This is a genomic window from Sphingomonas sp. KRR8 (assembly GCF_023559245.1).
Lineage (GTDB): Bacteria > Pseudomonadota > Alphaproteobacteria > Sphingomonadales > Sphingomonadaceae > Sphingomicrobium.
Genome location: NZ_CP097462.1, coordinates 1107673 through 1131687, shown reverse-complemented (window position 1 = coordinate 1131687; position 24015 = coordinate 1107673). Strand labels below are relative to the sequence as shown.

The 24015-nt window shown below is 65.7% G+C and carries 26 protein-coding genes; 10 read left to right on the top strand and 16 right to left on the bottom strand.

Going from position 1 to position 24015, the window contains the following annotated elements:
• Positions 1 to 106: 106 nt before the first annotated feature.
• Complete coding sequence (locus tag M8312_RS05655; protein ID WP_250119400.1) at positions 107 to 1507, bottom strand: leucyl aminopeptidase family protein; 1401 nt, start codon at positions 1505 to 1507, stop codon at positions 107 to 109.
• Between the two features lie 115 nt (positions 1508 to 1622).
• On the opposite strand from M8312_RS05655, the gene M8312_RS05650 reads away from it, so the two are divergent.
• The gene (locus M8312_RS05650) at positions 1623 to 2720 is read left to right on the top strand and encodes an AI-2E family transporter (RefSeq protein ID WP_250119399.1); all 1098 of its coding nucleotides are present in this window, start codon (positions 1623 to 1625) and stop codon (positions 2718 to 2720) included.
• On the opposite strand, the gene rimO is transcribed toward M8312_RS05650, so the two are convergent.
• From rimO to M8312_RS05635, 3 genes are read right to left on the bottom strand one after another with little or no spacing between them, the layout of a single operon-like run.
• On the bottom strand, positions 2717 to 4132 hold the full coding sequence (gene rimO, locus M8312_RS05645) for a 30S ribosomal protein S12 methylthiotransferase RimO (protein WP_250119398.1): 1416 nt from the start codon (positions 4130 to 4132) through the stop codon (positions 2717 to 2719). The genes M8312_RS05650 and rimO overlap by 4 nt on opposite strands.
• 47 nt (positions 4133 to 4179) lie before the next feature.
• Positions 4180 to 4989 (bottom strand): energy transducer TonB, encoded by an 810-nt coding sequence (locus tag M8312_RS05640; protein WP_250119397.1) that lies wholly within the window; start codon positions 4987 to 4989, stop codon positions 4180 to 4182.
• Positions 4990 to 5038: 49 nt separating this feature from the next.
• Complete coding sequence (locus M8312_RS05635; protein ID WP_250119396.1) at positions 5039 to 5875, bottom strand: potassium channel family protein; 837 nt, start codon at positions 5873 to 5875, stop codon at positions 5039 to 5041.
• A gap of 77 nt (positions 5876 to 5952) precedes the next feature.
• Between M8312_RS05635 and M8312_RS05630 the strand changes: the two genes are divergently transcribed.
• A complete protein-coding gene (locus M8312_RS05630; RefSeq protein ID WP_250119395.1) occupies positions 5953 to 6888 on the top strand; it encodes an ABC transporter ATP-binding protein in 936 nt (311 codons plus the stop codon).
• Entirely contained in the window at positions 6885 to 8375 is a 1491-nt protein-coding gene (locus tag M8312_RS05625; protein ID WP_250119394.1) for an ABC transporter permease, read from the top strand. The genes M8312_RS05630 and M8312_RS05625 overlap by 4 nt, the downstream gene beginning before the upstream one ends.
• Before the next feature lie 70 nt (positions 8376 to 8445).
• On the opposite strand, the gene M8312_RS05620 is transcribed toward M8312_RS05625, so the two are convergent.
• Positions 8446 to 8556: a PEPxxWA-CTERM sorting domain-containing protein gene (locus tag M8312_RS05620; RefSeq protein WP_284070204.1), complete on the bottom strand. Its 111-nt coding sequence runs from the start codon at positions 8554 to 8556 to the stop codon at positions 8446 to 8448.
• Between the two features lie 1092 nt (positions 8557 to 9648).
• On the opposite strand from M8312_RS05620, the gene M8312_RS05615 reads away from it, so the two are divergent.
• Both M8312_RS05615 and M8312_RS05610 read left to right on the top strand, forming a co-directional pair.
• Positions 9649 to 10644: an acyltransferase family protein gene (locus tag M8312_RS05615; protein ID WP_250119393.1), complete on the top strand. Its 996-nt coding sequence runs from the start codon at positions 9649 to 9651 to the stop codon at positions 10642 to 10644.
• A 67-nt stretch (positions 10645 to 10711) separates the two neighbouring features.
• Positions 10712 to 11431, top strand: coding sequence for an FkbM family methyltransferase (locus M8312_RS05610; RefSeq protein WP_250119392.1), 720 nt, complete (start codon positions 10712 to 10714; stop codon positions 11429 to 11431).
• A 354-nt stretch (positions 11432 to 11785) separates the two neighbouring features.
• Here the strand turns inward: M8312_RS05610 and parE are convergent, their stop codons facing one another.
• Positions 11786 to 13771: a DNA topoisomerase IV subunit B gene (parE, locus tag M8312_RS05605; protein ID WP_250119712.1), complete on the bottom strand. Its 1986-nt coding sequence runs from the start codon at positions 13769 to 13771 to the stop codon at positions 11786 to 11788.
• Positions 13772 to 13955: 184 nt separating this feature from the next.
• On the opposite strand from parE, the gene M8312_RS05600 reads away from it, so the two are divergent.
• Entirely contained in the window at positions 13956 to 14435 is a 480-nt protein-coding gene (locus M8312_RS05600) for an Hsp20 family protein (RefSeq protein ID WP_250119391.1), read from the top strand.
• A 51-nt stretch (positions 14436 to 14486) separates the two neighbouring features.
• Here the strand turns inward: M8312_RS05600 and M8312_RS05595 are convergent, their stop codons facing one another.
• Positions 14487 to 15293 carry a DUF7847 domain-containing protein gene (locus M8312_RS05595; RefSeq protein WP_250119390.1) on the bottom strand — a complete coding sequence of 269 codons (807 nt, stop codon included), beginning with the start codon at positions 15291 to 15293 and terminating at the stop codon, positions 14487 to 14489.
• A gap of 112 nt (positions 15294 to 15405) precedes the next feature.
• Here M8312_RS05595 and lipB point away from each other — a divergent pair, with 112 nt between their 5' ends.
• From lipB to M8312_RS05580, 3 genes are all read left to right on the top strand, one after another.
• A complete protein-coding gene (lipB, locus tag M8312_RS05590) occupies positions 15406 to 16050 on the top strand; it encodes a lipoyl(octanoyl) transferase LipB (RefSeq protein WP_250119389.1) in 645 nt (214 codons plus the stop codon).
• A 100-nt stretch (positions 16051 to 16150) separates the two neighbouring features.
• The gene (locus M8312_RS05585; protein ID WP_250119388.1) at positions 16151 to 16420 is read left to right on the top strand and encodes a hypothetical protein; all 270 of its coding nucleotides are present in this window, start codon (positions 16151 to 16153) and stop codon (positions 16418 to 16420) included.
• Positions 16421 to 16515: 95 nt separating this feature from the next.
• Positions 16516 to 16884 carry a hypothetical protein gene (locus tag M8312_RS05580; RefSeq protein WP_250119387.1) on the top strand — a complete coding sequence of 123 codons (369 nt, stop codon included), beginning with the start codon at positions 16516 to 16518 and terminating at the stop codon, positions 16882 to 16884.
• Here the strand turns inward: M8312_RS05580 and queE are convergent.
• The 9 genes from queE to M8312_RS05535 all read right to left on the bottom strand — a co-directional run bounded on the left by queE (position 16881) and on the right by M8312_RS05535 (position 23191).
• Positions 16881 to 17513 carry a 7-carboxy-7-deazaguanine synthase gene (gene queE / locus M8312_RS05575; protein ID WP_250119386.1) on the bottom strand — a complete coding sequence of 211 codons (633 nt, stop codon included), beginning with the start codon at positions 17511 to 17513 and terminating at the stop codon, positions 16881 to 16883. The two genes, M8312_RS05580 and queE, sit on opposite strands and share 4 nt — an antisense overlap.
• Positions 17510 to 18208, bottom strand: coding sequence for a 7-cyano-7-deazaguanine synthase QueC (queC, locus tag M8312_RS05570; RefSeq protein WP_250119385.1), 699 nt, complete (start codon positions 18206 to 18208; stop codon positions 17510 to 17512). Before queC ends, queE begins: the two co-directional genes overlap by 4 nt.
• A gap of 146 nt (positions 18209 to 18354) precedes the next feature.
• The gene (locus tag M8312_RS05565) at positions 18355 to 18747 is read right to left on the bottom strand and encodes a DUF3617 domain-containing protein (protein WP_250119384.1); all 393 of its coding nucleotides are present in this window, start codon (positions 18745 to 18747) and stop codon (positions 18355 to 18357) included.
• A gap of 23 nt (positions 18748 to 18770) precedes the next feature.
• Complete coding sequence (gene hslO, locus M8312_RS05560) at positions 18771 to 19670, bottom strand: Hsp33 family molecular chaperone HslO (RefSeq protein ID WP_250119383.1); 900 nt, start codon at positions 19668 to 19670, stop codon at positions 18771 to 18773.
• 48 nt (positions 19671 to 19718) lie between these two features.
• Positions 19719 to 19919 carry a hypothetical protein gene (locus M8312_RS05555; protein WP_250119382.1) on the bottom strand — a complete coding sequence of 67 codons (201 nt, stop codon included), beginning with the start codon at positions 19917 to 19919 and terminating at the stop codon, positions 19719 to 19721.
• Positions 19920 to 19988: 69 nt separating this feature from the next.
• Positions 19989 to 20195, bottom strand: coding sequence for a cold-shock protein (locus tag M8312_RS05550; RefSeq protein WP_250119381.1), 207 nt, complete (start codon positions 20193 to 20195; stop codon positions 19989 to 19991).
• A 264-nt stretch (positions 20196 to 20459) separates the two neighbouring features.
• Positions 20460 to 21650, bottom strand: a complete 1191-nt coding sequence (locus M8312_RS05545) for an aspartate aminotransferase family protein (RefSeq protein WP_250119380.1) — start codon at positions 21648 to 21650, stop codon at positions 20460 to 20462.
• Positions 21651 to 21768: 118 nt separating this feature from the next.
• Positions 21769 to 22293, bottom strand: coding sequence for a hypothetical protein (locus M8312_RS05540; protein ID WP_250119379.1), 525 nt, complete (start codon positions 22291 to 22293; stop codon positions 21769 to 21771).
• Positions 22294 to 22387: 94 nt separating this feature from the next.
• Positions 22388 to 23191 carry an ABC transporter permease gene (locus M8312_RS05535; protein WP_250119378.1) on the bottom strand — a complete coding sequence of 268 codons (804 nt, stop codon included), beginning with the start codon at positions 23189 to 23191 and terminating at the stop codon, positions 22388 to 22390.
• Between the two features lie 121 nt (positions 23192 to 23312).
• On the opposite strand from M8312_RS05535, the gene M8312_RS05530 reads away from it, so the two are divergent.
• A complete protein-coding gene (locus M8312_RS05530) occupies positions 23313 to 24011 on the top strand; it encodes a GcrA family cell cycle regulator (RefSeq protein WP_250119377.1) in 699 nt (232 codons plus the stop codon).
• Positions 24012 to 24015: the final 4 nt, after the last annotated feature.

Below are 24015 nucleotides of genomic sequence, written 5' to 3'. Positions count from 1 at the left end.
TTGGAAACTCCTGAACCATAAGGCTTGGCTCAGTTAACGGGCTGGCTAGCGAAATGTTGCGTTAGTGACAGGACTTCTTGTCGAAAAAAGACGCGAGTAATTCGGCTTAGCCCTTAAAACGAACTTTCAAGGCCGCGTGGACTGCCCGAAGACCAAGCGCTTCTCCGCCCTTGGGCCGGCCCGGCTTGGCCGCCGGTCGCCAGGCGAAGGTGTCGAGATGCGCCCAAGGCACGCCCTCCGGCACGAAGCGGCGGAGGAACAAAGCGGCGGTGACGGCGCCCGCCATTCCGCCCTCGGCGCTGTTGGCCATGTCGGCGAGGTCCGACTTGAGCATCTCGTCATAGCCGTCCCACAGCGGCATCCGCCACAGGGGGTCCTGCACGTCGCCGGCCGCGGTCGCCAGCTCGGCGGCGAGCGTGTCGTCGTTGACGAATGTGGCCGGCAGGTCGGGGCCGAGCGCCACCCGCGCCGCACCGGTCAGGGTTGCGAAATCGACGATCAGCGATGGGTTCTCCTCGCCCGCACGAGTCAGGGCATCACCAAGAATCAGGCGACCTTCGGCGTCGGTATTGTCGATTTCGACCGTCTGGCCTGACCGGCTCACGAGAACGTCGCCTGGGCGGAAGGCGTCGCCCGCCACTGCATTCTCCACCGCAGGGATGAGGAGGTGGAGGCGCACCGGCCAGCGCTCGGTCGTGATCAGGCGGGCGAGGGCCAAAGCGTGGGCCGCGCCACCCATGTCCTTCTTCATCAGCCGCATGCCGCTGGCGGGCTTGAGGTCGAGGCCCCCGCTGTCGAAGCAGACGCCCTTGCCGATGACCGCCAGGCGAGGCGCGTCGGGCTTGCCCCAGGTGAGTTCGATCAAGCGCGGCGCTCGGGCGGCGGTTGCCGCCCGGCCGACGGCGGCGATCATCGGATAGCCCCGGGTAAGCTCGTCGCCGCTGGTCACGGTAAGGGTCGCGCCGACTTCGTCCGCCAGCGCGCGGGCGGCGGCTTCCAGCTCGGCCGGGCCCATGTCGCCGGCCGGAGTGTCCACCAGGTCGCGCACCAGTGCCGTGGCCCCGGCCAGGCGGACGGCCTCGTCCACGCGGGCCACGTCGCGGGCCAGCAGGACCCGCGCGCCCTTCGGGTCGGAAGGCTTGCTCTTGAACCGTTCGAACTTGTGCTGTGCGAGCAGCCAGCCAAGGCCGGCCGGCCCGAGCGGCGCCTCGTCAGCCAGCCGGTAGGTGCCGGCGGGAAGCTTGGCGGCCGCCCCGGCAAGATCCCACGGGCCGAGCGCCCCCGGGTCGCTGACGCCGGCCAACACATCGAAGCTGCCCGCCGCGTCCTTTCCGGGCAGGATCAGCAACTGCCCGGCCTTGCCCTCGAACCCTGCCGCCTCCACCAGCGGCAGCCGTTGCCCCCCCTGCCGCCGCAACCAGTCGGCCAGCTGGTCGGGGCCGATGAGGTGGATGGCGCGCGCGTCTTCGTTGCGGTCGGGGCGGAGCAGGGCGGCGAAGTCGGTCATGATCGACCCCTAGCGAGGGCGCGGGCGCGGGTGAAGCCAGGGAAACGGAGCAACCGGCCCACGCTTGCCAATCCGCCCGTCGTCTCTATCCCTTTCGCAATGACGGGGGACGAGCATGCGTGAAGAAGGCTTCCGGCCGCCGCCCATCACTCCTGGCGGGCTGCGCGCGCGGCAGATGCTGCTGGTTGGGCTGGTCCTCGCCCTCGCTGCGTGGGTCGCTTACGAATTCCTTGTTCCCTTGGCCTGGGCCGCCGTCCTGGCGATCGCAGAATGGCCGCTGTTTGCCAGGGCGCGCAGGCGCTGGGGCGACCACGACCTGCTGCTGGCGGTGATGTTCGCGGCCCTGACGGCGCTGATCGTGCTGGTTCCGCTGTCCGTCGCCGGCGTCAGCCTGGCACAGGAGAGCCAGAGCGCCGCCGACTGGGTCGCCAAGGTGCAGCGGAGTGGGCTTGCACCGCCGCCCTGGCTGTCCTCGATCCCGGTGGCCGGGCAGCGGCTGCAATCCGCCTGGCAGCAGCATCTGGGCACGCCGCAAGGCGCCAATGCGCTGCTCGGGTCGCTCAGCGCCACGTCGGTGCTCGAATGGACGCGGTCGGTCGGCGGGATGCTTGCACGAGAGTTGGGGATGTTGCTGATCACGCTCATCGCGCTGGTCTCCCTGCTCAGCCGCGGCGAGCAGATCCGGTGTCATGCCGATAACATTGCGGACGGGCTGTTCGGCTCGTTCGGCAAGCACTTCCTCGGCCGGATGATCGAAGCGGTGCGCGGGGTGGTGAACGGCACCGCCATCGTGTCGTTCGGTGAGGGCGCGATAATCGGGGTCGGCTATTTCGTGGCCGGGGTGCCGCAGCCGCTGCTGTTCACCGTCTTCACCATCCTGCTCGCGCTGGTGCCGTTCGGGGCATGGGCAGCGTTCGGATTTGCCTCGCTCATCCTGATCGGGACGGGCGCGATCTGGGCAGGCATCCTGCTGTTCGCGTTCGGCGTGGCCGTCATGACTGTCGGCGACAATGTGGTGCAGCCCTCCGTCATCGGCAGCGCCGTGGAACTGCCGTTCCTGATGGCCATGATCGGCGCGTTCGGCGGCCTTGCGGAGATGGGCCTGGTGGGCCTGTTCGTCGGCCCGGTGATCATGGCCGCGCTGCTGCTTGTCTGGAGGGAGTGGATCAAGCCCCGCGCGGAGGAAAGCTCGGCCGAGGCTCGAGCCGCTTAAGCGCTGACGGCACCCTGCCGGACGTCATGCTCGCGGGACGCTTCCGCCGCGGGCACTCCGAACAGGTCATGCTCGTCCGATTCCTCAACAAGGACGCTGACCACGTCGCCGGGCGCGAAGTCGCCGGCGTCGCGCAGATGGACCTCGCCGTCGATCTCGGGCGCGTCGGCCTTGCTTCGCCCGGTGGCGCCGCCGGTTTCCTCGTCAACGGCGTCGATGATGACGTCGAGCGTGCGGCCGACCTTGGCGGCGAGCTTTTCGGCCGAGATGCGCGCGGTGAGCTCCATCACCCGGGCGTAGCGCTCTTCCTTGACCTCCGGGGCGACGTGGCCGGGCAGGTCGTTGGCGGGCGCGCCCTCGACTGGTTCGAAGCGGAAGGCCCCGACGCGGTCGAGGCGGGCTTCGGTGAGCCACTGCAGGAGGTATTCGAAATCCTCGTCCGTCTCGCCGGGGAAGCCGACCACGAAGCTGGAGCGGATGGCAATGTCGGGCACTTCGCGGCGCCACTGAACCAGTCGCTCGAGCACGCGCGCCTCGTTTGCCGGACGGCGCATGGCCTTCAGCACCTTCGGGGACGCGTGCTGGAAGGGAATGTCGAGGTAGGGCAGCACCAGCCCCTCGGCCATCAGCGGCATGATCCGGTCGACGTGCGGGTAGGGGTAGACATAGTGAAGCCGCACCCACGGCCGCTCACCGGTCGGTGTGCGTAGCTCGCCCAGCGCCGCGGCCAGGTCGGTCATGTGAGCGCGCACCTCCTGCCCCTTCCAGGGCCAGGCCTGGTGCTTGAGGTCAAGGCCGTAGGCGCTGGTGTCCTGGCTGATCACCAGCAGTTCGCGGGTGCCTGCGGCGAGCAGCTTCTCTGCTTCGCGCAGGATTGCGTCGGGGCGCCGGCTGACGAGGTCGCCGCGAATCTGGGGGATGATGCAGAAGGCGCAGCGGTGGTTGCAGCCCTCGGAAATCTTCAGGTAGCTGTAGTGGCGCGGGGTCAACTTGAGTCCGCCGAACGCCGCCGGATCCGCCTGGGGCACCAGGTCGAGATAAGGTGAGCGGGGCGCGGGCGCGGCCTCGTGCACGGCCTCGACCACCTGCTCATACTGGTGGGCGCCGGTGATCGCGAGCACCTGGGGGAAGCGGTCGCGGATGACCTCGGCCTCGCGGCCCATGCAGCCGGTGACGATGACGCGGCCGTTCTCGGCGATGGCCTCGCCGATCGCCTCCAGGCTTTCCTCCTTGGCGCTGTCGAGGAAGCCGCAGGTGTTGACCAGCACGACGTCGGCGCCGGCATAGTCGGGCGACATCTGGTAGCCGTCGGATCGCAGCTGCGAGAGGATCCGCTCACTGTCGACCAGATTCTTGGGACAGCCGAGCGAAACCATGCCCACGCGGGGCGGAGAGGGAAGACGAGTTGCCATGGGAGCGGGCGCCTGTAGCGGAAAAGTGAGGCGAAATCGAGACGTTGTCAGTTGCCGGGACCGTCGTCCGGTTCGGGCATGAGCCCGCGCGGGATAGTGCGCGGAATCCATTCGTTCTCGCCGTCGGTCCAGCTGTCGATCGCCCGTCCCGCGCGGTCGTGCGCGGGGGCGAAACGCAGCCGGCGCACGGCAGCGGCGCAGGTGGCGAGGTCCAGCCCGCGATTGCCCGAAGACTGGGTCACGCGGCAGTCGCTGAGGCGGCCGAAGCGGTCGACACGCATCCGGAAACCGACCGTTCCGTGCGGGCGCTGAGCAAGGAGTTCGCGGGGGACGTCGCGCCACTCAATGGAGCCGCTCAGATATTCGGGTCCGTCTTCCTCGCCGCCGCCACCTCCACCGCCAGTACCATTGCCGCTCAAGCCCGAGCCGAGCCCGTTACCGACCCCGCCGCGGCCGGTGCCCGGGCCGGGGACCGGGGCTGCGCCGGCGGCGGGCGCGGTGCCTTGGCCAGCGACGGGAGCAGCCGGCATCGGCGGCGGTGTCGGCACCACCACCACGGGCTTCGGCGCGACCACCGGCGTCGGCGTGTTGCGGATGTTCGGCGGAGCGGCCGCGCCTTCCGGATCCTTGGGCTTGCGGGTTCGCTTGGGCGCCTTTTCAGGCATCATCTGTACGACGGGCAGCGGCGGCGGCGGAGTGTCGTGCAGGTCAATCAGGGCCAGCGGCGCCTGCAATGGCGCTGGCACTGGCGTCACTCCAAGTCCGGTGAGCAGCGCCCAGCCCAGCGCCAGGTGCACCACCGCCACGATCGCGAGCGATCGGGCGGAATCGCGGCGGTCATGCAGGCTGCGGCGCATCGCGCACCCTATAGCGAGTCAGGCTGAACGGAGGATTGGCCAGGTGGCCTCATGCCCCCTCCGCCAGCATCCGCCCGGTCACCGCGACCGGGTTGACCACGCGGGTCGCGCCGGCGTTCTGGGCAATGTCCTCATTGTCCGCTTCCCGGATCGTCACCGCGATGGGCAGGCTGGGCGCCAGCTTGCGGGATGAAAGCACGATGAGGATGGAGGTGTCGTCCCGCCCGGCCGAGACGATCATCCGGGCCGCCGCCTCGATCCGTACCGCCCTGAGCAGTTCGTCACGGCTGGCGTCGCCCTGGATCACCGCCGCCCCAATCTCCCGCGCGGCGGCGCACGGCGCTTCGGCACAATCGATCACCACGAGCTGTTGCGGTTTGAGGCCAGCCTGGAGCAACTCGGCGGCGGTTGTGCTGCCATTCTTGCCGAAGCCGGCGATCACCACATGGCCGGACAGGCTCTCCTGAATGCGAGTCATTCGCCAGCGCTCCCACACGCGTTTGAGAAGAAGGTCGAGGGCGGTTCCCAAAAACAGCAGCCAGATGAACAGCCGGATCGGGGTCAGCAGGAACGCGTCGATCAGCCGCGCCCGCTCCGTCACCGGCACGATGTCGCCATAACCGACCGTGGTGATGGTGATCATGGTGAAATAAAGCGTGTCCGCAAAGGTCACGACCCCGTCGACATTGTCGCGCAGACCGTCGCGGTCGAACCACAACAAGCCAAAGGCTAGGACGATCAGGCCGATCGCCATGGCCGCCCGCCAGGCGAGCAGGCGCCAGGGGCTGGCGGTCCGGCGGCGGGTGAGGGCGGGTAGCGGGGCAGGCACGGCGGCGTAACGAGGCGCCTGCCCGCACGGTTGCGTCCCGCCGTTGGTCGAAAGCACTGTCGTTGGCGGGTTCGAGCCTTGCAAAGACCGCTTGGGGCAGGCCTATTGCTCGCCGGGCAGATCAGGGGGCCGCGTTGGCGTCGACGAACAATATAGCGGCATTGCAACTGGAATCGGTCAGCAAGCGCTTCGACCAGACGCTCGCGGTCGACGACCTCAGCTTCACCGTCGGGGAGGGGGAGACGTTCGGCTTCCTCGGCGGCAATGGCGCGGGCAAGACCACCTCCTTGCGCATGGTGCTGGACATCATCCGCCCGACCAGCGGCAGCATTTCGGTCCTGGGCCGTCCGCCGGGACGTGAGAATGCGCCGGTGATCGGCTTCCTGCCGGAGGAGCGCGGCCTCTACCGCCAGATGACCGCCATCGACACGATCGTCTATTTCGGCCGCCTCAAGGGAATGAAGGCCGGTGACGCGCGCCGGGAAGGGCTCGCGCTGCTCGACCGGTTCGGACTGGCAGGCAACGCGAAATCGAGCATCGACAAGCTGTCCAAGGGGATGGCGCAGAAGGTTCAGCTCGCCGCCGCGGTCGTCAATCGCCCGCGACTCCTGCTTCTCGACGAGCCCTTTTCCGGCCTTGATCCGGTCAACCAGACACTCTTGGAGGACGAGATCCGACGGGCCGCTACCGAGGGTGCGACAGTGGTCTTCTCGACCCACGTGATGCAGCATGCCGAGCGGTTGTGCGACCGGCTGCTGTTCCTGGCCAAGGGCCGCAAGCGCTTCGAAGGGACGCTGGACGAGGCGCGGGGAAGCCTTCCCGCCCGCTTGACGCTGCTGTCCCGCCAGTCGCCCGCGGCGCTCCCCGGGGTGATTTCCGCGACCCGCCTGAACGGTGGGCAGGACGGCTGGGAGGAGTGGGAAGTCCGCATGGCGCCCGGTGCCAACGCCGGCGACCTGCTCGAACGATGCATCGCCGACGGCTTCCCGCTGCGCCGGTGCGAGGAGCAGCGGCCGGGGCTGCACGACGTCTTCATTCATCTGGTCGGTCCGGCGGAGGCTCGCTCGTGAGGAATATCCTGATCGTCGCCGAGCGCGAGTTCAAGCAGATCACCGCCATGCGGAGTTTCTGGCTGACCTTGCTGATCCTGCCGCTGGCGCTCTCCTTCGGACCCCTCGCGTCCAAGTTCCTCAAGGACGACGACGCTTCCCGGCTGATGATCGTTGATCGCTCGGGCGGCGCGGTGGCCTCCGCGCTTGCGGCCCGGATCGATGACGACCAGCAGCGTGAGGTGCTGGGCAAGCTGTCGCGCTACGTCCGCCGCCACGATCTTGCCGCGGCCGGACCGGGCCAGCCCTGGGCCGAGCACGACCGTTACTACACCGAGGCCGACGTCGCTGCCTTCCGTGCATCCGGCGGCCTGCCAGCGGCGCTGAAGGCGATCGACCGGGTCAAGCCTTCGGGCGTCCCGGAGTTCAAGGCGCCCGACCCCGACTATGCCGTCGTACCGGCCGCGCCAGCGCTTGCCGCCGCGCCGCCGGAAGGGGTTGAGCAGGCCGCGCAACCACTGCTTCACCCGGCCGACAAGGCGGTGAAGGCGGTGGACACCATCCTCGTCATCCCGGCCGACTTTACCCGTACGGGACAGGCCCGGCTGCTCGCCAACTCCGACCCCTCGCCGCGGCTGATGGCGCTGGTCCAGGACGTATTGACCCGCCAGTTGCGCACCGGCTTCCTCCAGAGCCAGGGCCTCAGCCCGCAAGCCGCCACCGCCGCCGGCCAGATCGCCCCGGCGCTGGCCGTTTCGACCCCGCCGCCCGGCGGTGGCCTCAAGGAAGCGATGGTGGTGCGCTCCGTGCTTCCGCTGGCCGCCTGCTACCTGCTGATGATGAGTCTGATGCTGTCGGGCAGCTGGATGCTTCAGGGCAGCGTCGAGGAACGCGGCAACAAGCTGATCGAGGTCGTGCTCGCCTGCGTCAGCCCGGAGGAGCTGATGTACGGCAAGCTGATCGGGACCGTCGCGGTCGGCATGTTGATGATCGCCGTGTGGATCCTGTGCGGGGTGGTCGCGGCCACCGCCACCCAGGGCGCCATCGCCGACTTCATCCGTCCGGCGGTGGAGCCGCTGCGCTCCCCCGGCACCATCGCCACCATGATCTTCTTCCTGGTGGTGGGCTATGTCTCGATCTCGCTGTTCTTCCTCGCGATCGGCGCGATGACCGAGTCCATGCGGGAGGCGCAGGGCTACCTCATGCCGGTCATGCTGGCGCTGATCCTGCCGGTGACGGTCCTCATCCAGGCAGTGCTCAGCGGTGGCGGCGGTGTCGCGCTGACCGTGCTGACCTTTGTGCCGATCTGGACGCCGTTCACGGTCCTGGCCCGGCTGGGTTCCGGCATTCCGACCTGGCAGGTGCTGGTGGCCGGCGCGCTGCTGCTGGCGTGGACCGCGCTCCAGCTGGTGATGCTCGGCCGCCTGTTCCGCCAAAGCCTGCTGGCGACGGGCCAGAAGCCAAGCCTCAAGGTAATGATTGACCGAATGCGCGCGCGGGCCGGCTGAGGGGTCGTGAGATGCAACACGTAAATGTCTTCACCGACGGAAGCCCGTAGGGTGAACTAGTGCGCCGACGTCAGGTAAGGGCAACTCGCCTTGGTCCTGACCGCCCGAAAGACCGCCGTATCACTGCTCCGACTAGGCCAAAGCCAAGCAGCATCAGGGTCCAAGTGGCCGGTTCGGGCACATGTCCCACTTGGACATCGAAAGTCGAAGTCGATCCTGTACGGATGATGCAGCCTGGCGGAGGAGAAACGCTGGGCGAGCAGCTCCTTTGGCCGAAAGTCAGATCAATACCGCTAAGGGATTCAGTGCTGAGGATCGTGCCGGTGTATAACCCGAGATTCGGCGTTCCGAAGGTGAAGACGTTCTCACCTGGGTGTAGGTCAAGATACGGAAAAATAGCAAAGCTTTGTGCGAAAGACGTAGTGACGGGGCAGATGGGCCCGTTCGGGCCGTCACAGGTAACGAAAAACTGTTTGAAGTCCGTTCACCGTACCTGTGAGAGTGTAAGTCTGGACCGCAGCTCCTGCCGAAGATGTCGCAAAAAGGCTGAGAATGCCGAGCAACGCGTATAGCCCACGCATCGACTGCGCCCTCCAGACTCGACTCGTCCTTCGAAGATACCACAAAGGGAATTGTTGGACGAGTCAGTGCTTCTGGACGAGGGACGTTTATGTCACATTGAGTGGATGTCCGCTCACCACCGAACTCAGACATCCATCCCCGAACATCTGAGTTCCACGCATTGCGCACGTTCAACCGCAAGCGTCTGCTCAAGGATACTCGGCTGATCGCCCGCGTCTTGCTAAATCACCTGAGACATAGGCGTCGTTTCGCTTTGACAGCTCTGCAGCGTCACACGGCCGGTGCACGTGTAGGAGACGTGGGCAGTTGCTAACTCAGTGGTTATCGCTGAAGTGGGTGCGGCATGGACGACGAGCAGAAGCCCAACGGGCCGCCAGCAGGATGTGTGTGGATGGCAGCTATCGCCTTCATCCTAGTCGCCGGGTACGTGGGCGCTACGGTCTTGGGTTTCATCGATGTAGCTAAGATGGTTGCACAATGACGCTTATCGACCGCCTGAAGCTGCTTCTGTGTGTTCCTCGGAAGCCGGGGCGCTGCAACGTGTGCGGTGACAAGACGCGGTTTAGTCGTCTCTGTGACGCTTGTTGGGAAGGCGATCAGCTTTGAAAGCGGGGTCAAGCTGCATCGCGTGGGTCGTCACTCTCGCAGTCGTCCTAGCGATCGCCTACAACGTCCTGTCCGTCGTCCTCTGATGTTCAAGCTGATCCAGGCGTTGCGGGGGGTCGCCGCGTTCTGGATCGTGCTGTTCCACGCTTCGGCTGGCGGTCACATCGAGACCTTGAAGGCGCACCTTCCGGGTTGGGTCGTGAAGCCGCTGTTTCAAACCAGTGAAGGCGGAGTGGCGATCTTCTTCGCGCTCTCGGGGTTCGTGATTGCCCACTCGATCCGCGACAAGCAGATCACGTCAGGCTTCGTCGGAAGGTTTGCGCTGCGGCGCTCACTCAGGCTCGATCCGCCTTATTGGGCAGCGATTGCACTCGCTGTGCTCGCCGGCGCATTCTCGGCCCACACCCACCAATGGCCGAGCGGTGGGCAGGTTCTTGCCCACCTGACCTACACGCAAACGCTGCTTGGCTTTGACCAGATCAATCCGGTGTTCTGGACGCTCACCTACGAAGTCCAGTTCTACCTAGTGCTGGTGGTGTCCGTCGGTCTGGCGCAGCGATACGGAAAGGCGTGGGTAGGCGTGCCCCTCGCGCTCATAGCAGTACTGTGGGGGACGCATTGGCTGCCAGAGATGCGCGGTCTGTTCGTCAACCTGTGGCACAGCTTCTTTATCGGATCCTTGGCTTACTGGGGCGTCAAGGACCGGAGAGCAGCGCTGGCCTGCGTCGCCCTTGCCGTGCTTCTGATGGCTGCCGGACCCAACGAGTTTACATCGGTTGCCGTCGTGACCGCGTTAGGGCTCATGGTCGCCGGGCAGAGGGGATGGCTTGAGAACGGCCTAAGCTGGCGCCCGCTTCAGGTCCTCGGTCAGATTTCGTACAGTCTGTACCTGACTCACAACCCTGTGACTGGGGCAGCGTTCTTCCTGTGCGTGAAGGCCAAGCTGCCTGAGTGGGCCTCGTTTCCGCTGGTGCTGGCCATCGACATCGCCTTTGCTGTAGCTTTCTGGTGGGCGCTGGAGCGGCCGTCTATGGCTCTGGCAAAGCGAGTGCGCGCTAACGCCACGATGGGGGTGGTGTAGGTTCGCCTTTGACCGGGGGGTGATGGAGATGTTGAGAGAGCGTCTAGTCGGCACATCACTGGGCAGAATGGCGTTGAGCGTTCGCGACGTTATCAGCCTGCTACGAACGCCACGAGTGGCGCTAGGAACAACCGTAAACGACCAATTGGCTCTTCCGCTACTTGTAAAGCTGTGCCGGCCAAGGGAAGTTTTTCTCGACGTGGGCGCTCACATTGGTTCGGTGATTGCCGAGGTCCAGCATCAATGCCCGACGGCCCATATCGAGGCTTTCGAAGCCATACCAGAAAAGGCGGAAAAGCTCCGCCGCAGGTTTCCCGGGGTTGCGATACATTCGTGCGCGCTGTCCGAGGATGCAGGCTCAGTGACATTCTATGTCGACACAGAAGAGAGCGGGTACAGCTCTCTCGCTGAGCGGCCTCATGGGAAGAAGATAGTCGTCTCCAAGTGCCGTCTGGATAGTCTGGTAGACCGAGCGGATCTGATCAAGATCGACGTCGAGGGAGCAGAGCTTGGCGTACTCCGCGGGTCTGACAAGCTAATTGAACGCAGCCGTCCAACGATCATGTTCGAAAGTGGACCGGGCAACGTGCTGGGCTACACCAAGGAGGCAATGTTCGCATGGTTCGCTGAGCGCAATTACGGTCTGTTCGCCCCGAACCGATTGGCGGGAACAGGTGGCGCCATGACTCTCGACGGATTTCTCGACAGCCACGAATACCCAAGGCGAACGACAAATTACTTCGCTCTGCCCATCGAGAAAGAAAGCGAGATACGCGGGCGAGCTTGATCGAGTGCTGGCCGGGAGAGTGCTGGTGTCACGAGCCGCATCAATCGAACGTCGGCTTTCCATCCAGATCAGACATTCGCCACCCAGCTTGAACAGTAGGGTTTTGACTGCTTGGATCGACTTGCGGGTGACGGCGTCTTTGACAATCGGCCAAGGCTAGTTGGCGCATTACAGCGCCCGCTGTGGGCGGTGGTGGCCGGCTTACCGGGGAAACTTGCCCCGTCCGAGGGTCACACCAGGGAAACTTGGAAGCTTCAGGGATAGAACATCGGACGGCAGAATTCCGCCGGAGTTTCCGGCTCCCGAATCCTGACCATACGGCGCAGCACGGAAACTTCGTTCTGCCGCTTCCATCTAGGCGTCGAGCTCGTCTTCGCTCACCGCGCTGGCCCGGCTCTGGATGAAGGCGAAGCGGTGTTCGGGGTTCTTGCCCATCAGCCGCTCGACGAGATCCTTGATCGGCTGCCGGTCCTCATACTGGCTCGGCAGGGTGACCCGCAGCATGGAGCGGGTGGCCGGGTCCATGGTGGTTTCCTTGAGCTGGTTGGGGTTCATTTCGCCCAGGCCCTTGAAGCGGCTGACTTCGACCTTCTTGCCCTTGAACTCCTTGGCCTCAAGCTCGGCGCGGTGGGCGTCGTCGCGGGCGTAGAGAGTCTTTGCGCCGGCCGTCAGGCGGTAGAGCGGTGGCTGGGCCAGGAACAGGTGGCCACGGCGGACCAGCTCGGGCATTTCCTGGAAGAAGAAGGTCATCAGCAGGGTGGCGATATGCGCGCCGTCGACGTCGGCGTCCGTCATGATGATGATCCGCTCATAACGCAACGCCGCTTCGTCGAACTTGTCCCGGATGCCACAGCCGAGCGCCAGTTGAAGGTCGGCGATCTCGGAGTTGGCGCGGATCTTGTCCTGGGTGGCACTGGCGACGTTGAGGATCTTGCCCCGGATGGGGAGGATCGCCTGGGTCTTGCGGTTGCGCGCCTGCTTGGCGCTGCCACCGGCGCTGTCGCCCTCGACGATGAACAGCTCGGTTCCGTCGGGGTCGTCGCTGGCGCAGTCGGTGAGCTTGCCGGGCAGGCGGAGCTTGCGGGCACTCGTGGCAGTCTTGCGCTTCACCTCGCGCTCGGCCCGGCGCTTCAGCCGCTCGTCCATCCGCTCGATGATCGAGCCGAGCAGCGCGCGGCCCCGGTCCATGTTGCCGGCGAGGTAATGGTCGAAATGGTCGCGGACGGCGGCCTCGACGAAGCGCGCGGCCTCGAGGCTGGTGAGGCGGTCCTTGGTCTGGCTCTGAAAGTGAGGATTGCGGATGAAGACGGACAGCATCAGCTCGACCCCGTTGAACACGTCGTCCGGGGTGATGTCCTTGGCGCGCTTGTTGCCGACCAGCTCACCGAACGCGCGGATGCCCTTGGACAAGGCAGCGCGCAGGCCCGCTTCATGGGTGCCGCCGTCGGGCGTCGGGATGGTGTTGCAATAGTAGCTTTCCGAGCCGTCGGAGTAGAGCGGCCAGGCGACCGCCCATTCGGCGCTGCCCTGACCATCGGGGAAGTCCTGCCGGCCCGCGAAAGGCGCGTTGGTTACGCAGGGGCGCTCGCCAAGCTGCTCGTTCAAATGGTCGAGCAGACCGCCCGGGAACTGGAAGGTGGCAGCTTCGGGGACGTCCGGAGAGGCGAGGCTGGGATCGCACTTCCAACGGATCTCGACCCCGGCGAAGAGGTAGGCCTTGGACCGGGCAAGGCGATACAGCCGCGCGGGGTCGAAGTTGTTGTCCGGGCCGAAGATCTCAGGGTCTGGGTGGAAGGAGACGCTGGTTCCGCGGCGGTTGGGTGCGGCGCCGACTTCCTCGAGCGGGCCGGTCGCGGCCCCGCGGGAAAAGGTCTGACGGTAAAGCTTCTTGTCCTTGGCGACCTCGATCACCGTCTCGGTCGAAAGGGCGTTGACCACGCTGACGCCCACGCCGTGCAGGCCGCCCGAGGTGGAGTAGGCCTTGCCCTCGAACTTGCCGCCCGAGTGGAGCGTGGTGAGGATGACCTCGAGCGCCGACTTGCCCGGGAATTTTGGATGGGGGTCGACCGGAATGCCGCGGCCGTTGTCGGTGACGGTCAGGCGATTGCCGGGCTCCAGCGTGACTTCGATCCGGCTGGCGTGGCCGGCGACAGCCTCGTCCATCGAGTTGTCGATCACTTCGGCGGCGAGGTGGTGAAGCGCGCGGGCGTCGGTGCCGCCGATATACATCCCCGGACGACGGCGCACCGGCTCTAGCCCCTCCAGCACCTCGATTGCCGAGGCGTCGTAGCTGTCGGGGGTGGATGAAGCGGAGGAAGAGCCGAACAGGTCCGTCATGATGCTTCGCTTCTTAGCACCGACGGGGGGATGCGCCACTGCGATGCAGCACCCTTGAAGCGAGTGACAAATATACCACATCACTGTTGCCGGGTGCTTGATGAGGCCCGGTGACGGGCTGCGGGAGGCCTATGCCGGATCGCCTGCCGTCCGCCTTGTTGCTCAACCACACACGAGGACAAGAACCATGCGTAGCGCTTTCGATTTTACCCCCTTCCGCCGCTCGGCCGTTGGCTTCGACCGGCTGTTCGACATGCTGGAGAACAATGCCGCCAGCGGGAATGGCGAGAATTACCCGCCTTTCGACCTGATCAAGGTCGACGACAACAAGTATCGGATCGAGGTGGCGGTTGCGGGCTTCAAGCGCGAAGAGATCGAGATTACCTCGCACCAGAACGTGCTGATCGTCCGCGGCCAGAAGGGTGAAGAGGCTAACGCCAACTACATCCACCGCGGCATTGCGACCCGCAGCTTCGAGCGGCGCTTCGCGCTTGCCGACCACATCAATGTGACCGGCGCTGACCTGCATGACGGGATGCTCTGCCTCGACCTCGTCCGCGAGATCCCCGAGGCGATGAAGCCGAGGAAGATCGAGATCGGTGCGACCGGCGAGCAGCCGCAGACCATCGAGGCGGAAGCGCGGCCTCGCGAGACCGAAGCCGCCTGAGCTTCGTTGTGAAGACGAGCCCCGGGGTGCCTTCGCATCCCGGGGTTTTCATCAGGGAGCGTGGGGAACGCTGGCGCTACCTTTGACCGCTTGGGCGTAAAGCCGGGTCAGCATGATCGAATAAGGCACCAGCACCAGCAATTCGCCGAGCAGGCCGAGAGCCGAAAGCAGCAGCGCGGCGACGCTCAGCGGATCGGGCTTGCCGAACGCCAGCAGGACCAGCGAGCCAACGACGGCACTGAGCGCGATGCTGACGATCAGCAGGACGGCGACGAACAGCAGCACGAAGCCAAGCAGGCGAAGCGTGTTGCCGGCGGTAAGCCGCCAGCTCCTAACCATCAGACGGATCGGGCTGCCGCCCTCCGCCGCCGCGATCGAGACGGCAAACTGCAGGCGGGCGAGGATGACCACGCCGAGGATAATACCCGCGAGGAAACCGAGGGCGCTCGCCGGGCTCGGCTGTTGCTGCTGACCTGCCGCGAGCAGGGCCGGAGCGAGCAAGGCGGTCAGCGGAAGCAGAACCAGCAGGACGACGCCGAGCACCGCCGGCGCCCGCTTGAGGCCGGAGCGAAGCGCGTCGCCGACCCGCTCATCCGAGTGGAGGGCAAGCTGGGCAATGGCGGTCAGTCCGCCGAAGCGGGCCCAGGCGACCAGCAGCAGCGCAAGCAGAAAGGACAGGGACCTGGTGGTCTGCGCATTCTGCGACAGGTCCGTCATTGCCGCTGGGCCGAGCACCGTGGCGATCATCAGCTGCGGAAGCACGAGGGTCATCAGGCCAAGCGGCCAGATCAGGCGGCCGTCACGGCGCAGAATGGCGCGGGTTTCGTCCCAGGCTCCTGAAAAGGATAGTTTCGTCACCCGTTCACTCTCCCCTTGGCGGCGCGCCAGTGCTTGCCCGCTTATGGTGGGACGGCAAGGGTGAGGCAACGGCTTGCGGGCACGGCGCGGAGGCGCCACGTGCGAATGCGCGATGAAGATTGATAGCATTGAGTGGCGGGTGAGCAAAGGTCAGGTGCCTTACCCCGAGGCGCTGGCCGAGATGGAGGCGCATGCCCGTGCCATCCGCGACGAGGGCGCGGCCGAGCGCATCTGGCTGCTCGAACACCCGCCCCTGTTCACTGCGGGCACCAGTGCCGACCCGTCCGAACTGTTCAATCCGCAGGCCTTTCCGGTGTTCAGTGCAGGCCGCGGTGGGCGATACACGTACCATGGGCCCGGGCAGCGGGTCGGTTACCTCATGCTCGACCTCGACAAGCGGGGGCGGGACATTCGGCGCTTTGTCCATGCGCTTGAAGGCTGGATGATCGCGGCGCTGGCGCAGCTTGGCGTGGAAGCGCGCCGGGAAGAAGGGCGGATCGGGATATGGACTGGCGCTGGTCCCGCACAGGCAAAGATCGGCGCCATCGGTGTCCGGGTCAGGCGCTGGGTCACGCTTCACGGCTTTTCGATCAATGTCGCCCCGAATTTGCAACACTTCGGCGGCATCGTGCCCTGCGGCATCGCCGAATTTGGCGTGACGAGCCTTGCGGCACTCGGCAATAAGGCGGGAACAGCCGAGCTGGACTCGGCGTTGTGGGCGCACTTGCCTGAATTCCTTGCGGATTTGGCCAAGTAGACGTACCCCCTTGAGGGGGCGGTCCAGTCACTCTATTGTGCATGTGATTTGTGACGCGGGCAAACCGCGCCAGATCGCCTATTTCCGAAGGGAGTCTTGAATGCGTGCTCTGATCCTGGTCGCTGGTGCGGCCCTCGCTGTCTCTGCGTGCAGCAGCAACAACACTGCGAATAACACCACCGAGGACGTGAACCTCACCACCGACATGAATGCCGGCATGACCGACATGAACGCCGGCATGACCGACATGAACGCCACTGACGCGAACATGTCGATGAACGCCGCCGACAGCAACATGTCGAGCGATTCGAACATGGTTTCGTCGAACACCACGACGACCACCACGACGAACACCACGAACGCGATGTAAGTCCAAACGCCTCCCTCACGGGGGGCGTTGGCTTTTGGAGAGGCTGTCGGCATAAGCCGGCAGCCTCTTTTCATTTCGGCGGAGCTGACCAACGCATGATCCGGACCTGCCTCATCGCGCTGGCGGCGCTTGGCCTGGCCGCCTGCGGCAAGGGCCAACCCGCCGAGGGCAACCAAGCGTTCAGCGACGACGATTTCACCGCCCAGGCCATCGTCGCCAATGACGTGACGGCGATCGATGCGGCCACGGGCGATGCGGCCAACATGGCTGCCGATGTTCCGCCGGACGCCACGCTCGACAATGGCGATGAAGGCGACGGCGGGTCCGATGCGTCGTCGGCCAAGACCGAGAAGCGCACTCCGCGTCCGGCGTCCGATGCTCGCAACAGCCGTAACGAGAATGACTCGGCGCCTTCCGCTGCCGCGCCAGCCACACCGGCGGCAGCCGGGAATATCGTCGGCTAGGGCAGCCCGACCAGCTTGTGCGCCTGCAGAGTCAGTCGCCACTTCGGCCGGGTCATCGCCAGGGTAATGGCGGCCGCGACAGCCTCGGCCGGCTGAGCTCCGTCCATCGGCTGGACGAGGAAGTGGGCGAAGTTCCAGTCTTCCAGTGCCGCCGGGTCGATCCCTTCCTGCGGCCAGACCAGCTTGAGCTCATCACCGGAGCGCTGGACGACATCGGTGCCCGCCTTGGGGCTGATGCAAAGCCAGTCGAGTCCGGGCAGGGCGGGCAGCGTGCCGTTGCTTTCCATCGCGACCCGGAAGCCCCGCGCGTGCAACTCATCAAGCAGGGGGAGGTCGAGCTGGAGCATCGGTTCTCCGCCCGTGATCACCACCAGCCGCTCTGCCAAGCCGCCATCCCAGACCGCTTGGACATGATCGGCCAGCGTCTCCGCGTCAGCGAACTTACCGCCTCCCGGCCCATCGGTACCGACGAAGTCCGTGTCGCAGAAGCGGCATTGCGCCGTCGCCCGGTCCGCCTCCCGCCCGCTCCACAGATTGCATCCGGCGAAGCGCAGGAAGACTGCGCGGGCACCCGCCTGCACTCCCTCCCCCTGAAGGGTAAGGAAGCATTCCTTGACCGCGTAGGTCATGGCTGTGCGTAGTGCGTAGGGTCAGGCAGACCGGCGTCCTCGAAACCCTTGGCGCGCAGGCGGCACGCGTCGCACTCCCCGCAGGCGCCGCCCAGGGCGCCCGGATCGTAGCAGCTGTGGCTGATGCCTGCATCAAGCCCGAGCCGCGCCGCCTCGCGGGCGATGTCCGCCTTAGTCATCTGCTGCAATGGAGCGTGGATGGTGAAAGGCTCGCCCTCGACCCCGGCCTTGGTCGCAAGGTTGGCGAGACTCTCGAACGCCGCCACGAATTCGGGCCGGCAATCGGGATAGCCTGAATAATCGAGGGCGTTGACGCCGACGTAGAGGTCCCGCGCGCCCGCCGCTTCCGCCCAGCCCAGCGCCAGGCTGAGGAAGATGGTGTTGCGGGCGGGGACGTAAGTCACCGGAATTCCCTCGCCCACGCCGTCCTTCGGCACTTCGCCGTCCCCGGTCAGCGCAGAGCCGCCGAAAGCGGTCAGGTCCATCGGCAGCACGATGTGCTGGTCGGCGAGATCGGCGGCGATGCGACGCGCGGCGGCAAGCTCGACCCGATGGCGCTGGCCATAGTCGACCGTGAGCGCAAGCACGCTGAAGCCGGATTCGCGGGCCAGGGCGGCGCAAACCATCGAGTCGAGCCCGCCCGAGAGCAGGACCACGGCGCGACGCGCGGGGGATGAGCTGGCGATGGTGGTCATTTGCGCGGCCACTTAAAGGCGCGGACCGCAAAAAAGAAGGGCCGCCCGAAGGCGGCCCAGGTTCGGGGCAAGCCCGATAGGGAGGAAAGCGTGCCCCGAAGAATGAAGCACCGGGTCGTGATAAGCCTGTTCTGCTAAACAAGACCTTAATGGTTACCGCAAGTTCCGGATTTTCTTGCAAACAATTCGTAATGGAAGGGTTCGCCGGAATGGATGCCCTGGGTCTCGACCCGGAGCGAGCGGGGGGTGAGGGTGGTGAGCTTGGCTTGCCCGAAATCGCCGCCGGGGCAGCTGTAGCGGACGACCGTGTCGCTGCCCGTTTGCGAGATGATCGACCGGCTGCAGGTCGACCCGCGATGCTCCCATTGTCCAAGCGCGGCGAAGTCTTTCACGCACAGGTTCACGGCATGGCTTCCAGTCGCGCTTCGGCTGACCGACCACAGGCCCGGCTCCAGGCTGGACAGCGGGCCGGCAAGGGCAGCAAACGTCGTGCCTGAAGCCACCAGGCCACCAATCAGCAAAGGCAGAAAAGAGCGCATTACCGTGCTATTCTAGCACGCTCTCAGGCTTCATCGAAGTGGACCGGGAAACTGGTCGAGCAGAATTCACAATCGACCCGGATGAGCCCGTCGTCCCCCTTCATCGCCTCACGTTCCTCGGCCGGGAAACGGGCGATCACGGAACGTACATAGTCGGGGTCACAGCGGCAGCCGCGCGCCAGTGGGAGGCGATCGAGGGTGCGCACCTCCGGCTCCTCATGGAACAGGCGCCAGACCAGCTCCTCGAGTGGCAGTGCAGGGTCGGTCAGCTCGCCCGGGCCTACGGTCTGCACCAACGCGGCGACATGGTCCCAATCGGGATGGTCCATGCGCGTGTGCAGCCGCTCGCGGCCGACCTCGCCCTCCGGCAGGTGCTGGAATAGGATTCCGCCACCGATCCACCTGCCATCTTCTCCCTTGCGCGCGGCCAGGCGGACAATGCTGGGGATCTGTTCCGACTGGCTGAAATAACTTTGCGCCGCCTCGGCCAGGCTGTCGCCCTCCAGCGGGACGATGCCCTGGTAGCGCTCGTCGGTCGCGGGTTGGTCGAAGGTGATGGCGAGGTAGCCGTGGCCAAACAGGCTGGCGAGGCTGGGCGTGCGAGTATCCGCAAGACGGGCCGGATCGTGCCGGACGTAGCCGCGCAGCTGACCATTCAGATAATCGCAGACCAGCAGGTCGACGATCCCCTCCTTCGTCTGGGCCTGGAGGGTCAGCTGACCGTTGGGATCCTTGAGCAGTGCACCGAGCAACGCCGTCAACGTCAGCGCCTCGGCGAGGAGCTGCTCAATCTGCGGGGGATAAGCGTGCGCGGACAGCACCTGATCGAGCGCCGGACCAAGTCGGGCGGCACGGCCGCGTGCGTGGCGTGTCGGGATGGTGACGCCAAGCGCCACGTCGAGAGTCTGGATGTCGGGAGTCATACCCGACGGAGATAGGAAGCGCTTTTGCCTGCAGCAAGCGAGCGAGGATCAGTCCTCGCCGTGCTCCGCGGCGGCACGGGCGGCGGCATTCGCTTCACGGTGAGCGTTGGTGCGGTGAAGGCGCTCGGCCATGGCGTCCCACGCGAGGGCGGCGTTGAAGTTTCGCTCCCGCACGTTGTTGAGGGTCGATTGCTCGGCCTCGCTGCGGCAGTGAGCGGCGCGCTCGGTATAGAATTCCAGAGTGGACATCAGCGCTTCTCCGCTTGGGTATGACAACGGGAACTGGCCCGCCGAACCTTGGTCCGGCGGGCCCGACGCTTACGCTGCCTGGAGGTTGACGGCGCTGTTCCGGCCGTCGCGACCCGACTGCAGCTCATACTGAACGCGCTGTTCGCGATCGAGGCTCTGCATGCCGGCAGCTTCAACAGCCGAGATGTGGACAAAAGCGTCGCCGCTGTTGTCGTCGGGCTGGATGAAGCCATAACCCTTGTCGGCGTTGAAGAATTTGACGGTTCCGGTGATCATAAAGGTAGTCCTTCTCGTGCGGCGCCGCGAACTGCCGAAGCGCCGGCTAGGAGCGGCGAAGAGAGAAGGAAGAAAGGTGCCGCAAAGCGCCCGTAGACCGTCAACTTGCGACTGATAGCCACCAACACATGGGCGCATTGGCGCATTTTTACAAGGCGCGTGGCCTAGATGATGACCAGCACCACATCACGGAAGCAACCGTTGCCGAGCAGCGGTTAGGCAAGAATTGTGATCCGATCCGGTCCGACAAAGACAGAATGAAGATCAGGCGGCCTGCGCGGGTAGTTCGTATGCCGCCGATGCGGCGCTCAGGCCTTCAACGAAGGCGCGAATGTCGGCTTCCTCGATGATCAGCGGCGGGAGGACGCGAACGACATTGTCGCCCGCTGCGACGGTCAGGATACCTTGCGTGCGCAGGTAGCCGACAAAGGCGCGGCTGTCGGTCTTCATCTTTATGCCCAGCATGAGGCCAAGGCCGCGCACGCTTTCGAACAAGTGGTCGTGGTTTGGGATCATCTGCTCCAGCGCGGAGCGGAGGCGCTCACCCATCATGCGGACGTGCTCCAGGAACTCCGGCGTCGCGACCACGTCGAGCACGGCTTCGCCGGCGGCCATTGCCAGCGGATTACCGCCGTAGGTCGAGCCGTGTGTGCCGATCACCATGCCCTGCGCGGCATGTTCGGTGGCGAGACAGGCGCCCATCGGGAAGCCGCCGCCGATGCCCTTAGCCGAAGCCATGATGTCGGGGGTGATGCCGTATTGCTCGTAGGCGTAGAGCGTTCCGGTGCGGGCAACGCCACACTGCACCTCGTCGAGCACTAGCATCAAGTCGTGCTCGTCGCATGCCTTGCGGAGGCCCTGCATGAACGCCTGGCTCGCGGGGCGGATGCCGCCTTCGCCCTGGATCGGTTCGACCAGGAAGCCGGCGGTGTTCTCGTCGATGGCGGCCAAAGCGGCGTCCAGATCGTCGAATGCGACGACCTTGAACCCTTCGAGCAACGGCGCGAAGCCGTCGCGCAGCTTCGACTGATCGGTTGCGCTGATGGTCGCCATGGTGCGGCCGTGGAACGCGTTGGAAAAGGTGATCAGCGTGTGCTTGTGCGGGTTGCCGCGGGCGTGATGGTAGCGGCGCGCCGTCTTGATCGCACACTCGACCGCTTCCGCGCCGGAGTTGGTGAAGAAGACGGTCTCGGCGAAGGTCAGGTCGACCAAGCGCTGCGCCAGGTGCTCGCCCTGCGGAGAGCCATAGAGGTTGGAGACGTGCATCAGCGTCTCTGTTTGCTTCTGGATCGCGCCGATCAGGTGTGGGTGGCTGTGGCCGAGCAGGTTGACCGCAATGCCGCTGGCGAAATCGAGGTAACGCTCGCCGCCTTCGCCGATCAGGTACACGCCTTCGCCCTTGACCGGTCGCACCTCGCAGCGCGGGTAAACGGGCATGAGCGGCGTGATGGCCATGGCGGCGGAGTCCTCTTCGTGAGTGGCGGTATGCCGCGCTCTTTAGCCGGGAGAGGGTGCAAAAGAAAAGGCGGCTCGGGTTCGCCGAGCCGCCTTTCCATGCCGTCAGAGGCGATGCTTAGCCGGGGAAGCGGCCGTGATCGTCCTCGTAGCGGTCGTCGCGGCCGTCACGGTCGCGATCGTAGGGGTTCGGCTGGTTGTAGCCGTTATACCCATTGTAGCCGTTGTAGCCGTTCTGGTTGCCCCAGCGTCCCTCGCGGCGACCCTCGCGGGCCTCGGCGTAGATGCGGCGCTCAAGGTTCGCGAGGCGAACATCGATGTCGCGGCGCTCCTGCCAGTTGAGACCGTTGTAGCCGCTGCGGGCGACACGGATACGGAGATTGGCCGCCTCGTTGCGAAGACCGCGATACTCACCGCGGTTAAGCAGTCCGCGCTGGCCAAGCATGTCGATCCGCTGGGTCAGCTGGTCAATCCGAACCATATAGTTCTGACCGCCCTGGTTGTAGCCATACTGAGGCTGGCCATACTGCTGGCCATAACCGTACTGCTGGCCATACCCCGGCTGATAATATTGAGCGGCGGCGGGCGAGGCGGCGGCGATCGCGCTGGTGGCGACGGCGGCGGCGATGATGAACTTACGCATGGTGCATTCACTCCCTTCGAGTGTTGATGGGAGCGGTCTACCGAACCGGCGGTGTGGCGGGCCTGAACGCAGTCGTTAGCTGAGGTTCACCCGGTCAGTTCTTGATTTTCCAGCCGCTGCGCAGAAGTGCATAGCAGAGCGCCCAGAGCACCAGGTTCAGGATGCCGAGACCGATCGCCCCCACCCACAATGGGGAGTCCGCCGCCTGGAGGAAGCCGTAGCGGAAGCCGCTGATCACATAGAAGAACGGATTGAGGTGGCTGACCGCACGAAAGGCGGGGGATAGCTGCTCGACCGAGTAGAAGGTGCCGCTGAGGAGCGACAGAGGCGCGACCACGAAGTTGGTGACGGCCGCGGCATGGTCGAACTTTTCGGCCCAGATGGACGTCAGCAGGCCGAGGAAGCTCAGTAGCAGCGATCCCATGAGCCCGAACCAAAGCAGGCTCAGCGGATGGCGGACCCAGACATGGACGCCCGGAAACAGGCTCATGGCCAGCCACACGGCACCTCCGACCAGGATGGCGCGGGTTACGGCCGCGCCGACGAGGCCGGCGATCAGCTCACCCGTGGACAAGGGCGGCATCAGATAGTCGACGATCGTGCCCTGGATCTTGCCCACAAGCAGGGAGAAGCTCGAATTTGCGAACGCATTCTGCATCATCGCCATGACGATGAGGCCGGGCGCGATGAAGTCGGCGAAGGGAACGCCCAATACGGTGCGGCCGGTGCGGCCCATGGCGACAGTGAAGATCACCAGGAACATGAGGGTGGTCACGGCCGGCGCCCAGACGGTTTGGGTCTGGACCTTGAAGAAGCGCCGCACCTCCTTCACATATAAGGTCTTCAGGCCTCCCCAGTTCACGCCGTTCAGGCGGGCTTCGCCGGGCGCGCTGCGCATCCAGGCAGCGTTCGCGGATGAGGGGACGGGGGCAGGCTGGTTGTTCACGATGGAATCGCCTATCGGCTGCGGCCCCGCGCCGCAACCACGGCGTCCGAGGCATGGAAAGAGTTACTTCACGATGAGCTGGACTGACGAGCGGATCGACCGCCTGAAAGCGATGTGGACCGAGGGCAAGACCGCCTCGCAGATCGCTGAGGAACTGGGCGGCGTATCGCGCAATGCCGTCATCGGCAAAGCCCATCGGCTCGGGCTCGATTCGCGACCTTCGCCCGTCAAGGGCAATGAAGAGAAGGCGGAGGCCGCGCCGGCGCCCGCCGGGCCCAAGCCGACCGCCAAGCTGGTAACCGAGCCGACCCGTGTGAAGGAGCGGCCGGCGATTGCCGCCGCCCTCGAGGCCGCCGCGCCGATGCCGCCGGCCCCGACTCCCGCGCCCCCTCCGGTCGCCGCCACGCCCAACGCGCCGAGCAAGCCCGAGCCCACCATCCAGTATCGTTCGATCGGCCCAGGCGGCTTCGTTCGTCAGGGTCCGGGCGAGCAGCAGGCACCGATCCCGCCCGCGCCGCCGCGCCGCCTGGTTCCGGCCAAGCCGAGCGCCGAGGTCGCCGACAAGACCAGCCTGCTCGAACTCAACGACCGCATCTGCAAGTGGCCGATCGGCCATCCGGGTGAACCTGATTTCCACTTCTGCGGGGAGCAGGCCAACCCGGGCTTCCCTTATTGCGTGCAGCATTGCGGCGTGGCCTATCAGGCGCAGCTGCCGCGCCGCGACCGCCGCCCGCCGCCGCCGCTGCCGTTCGGCGGTCCGCGGGTCCGCTAAGCAC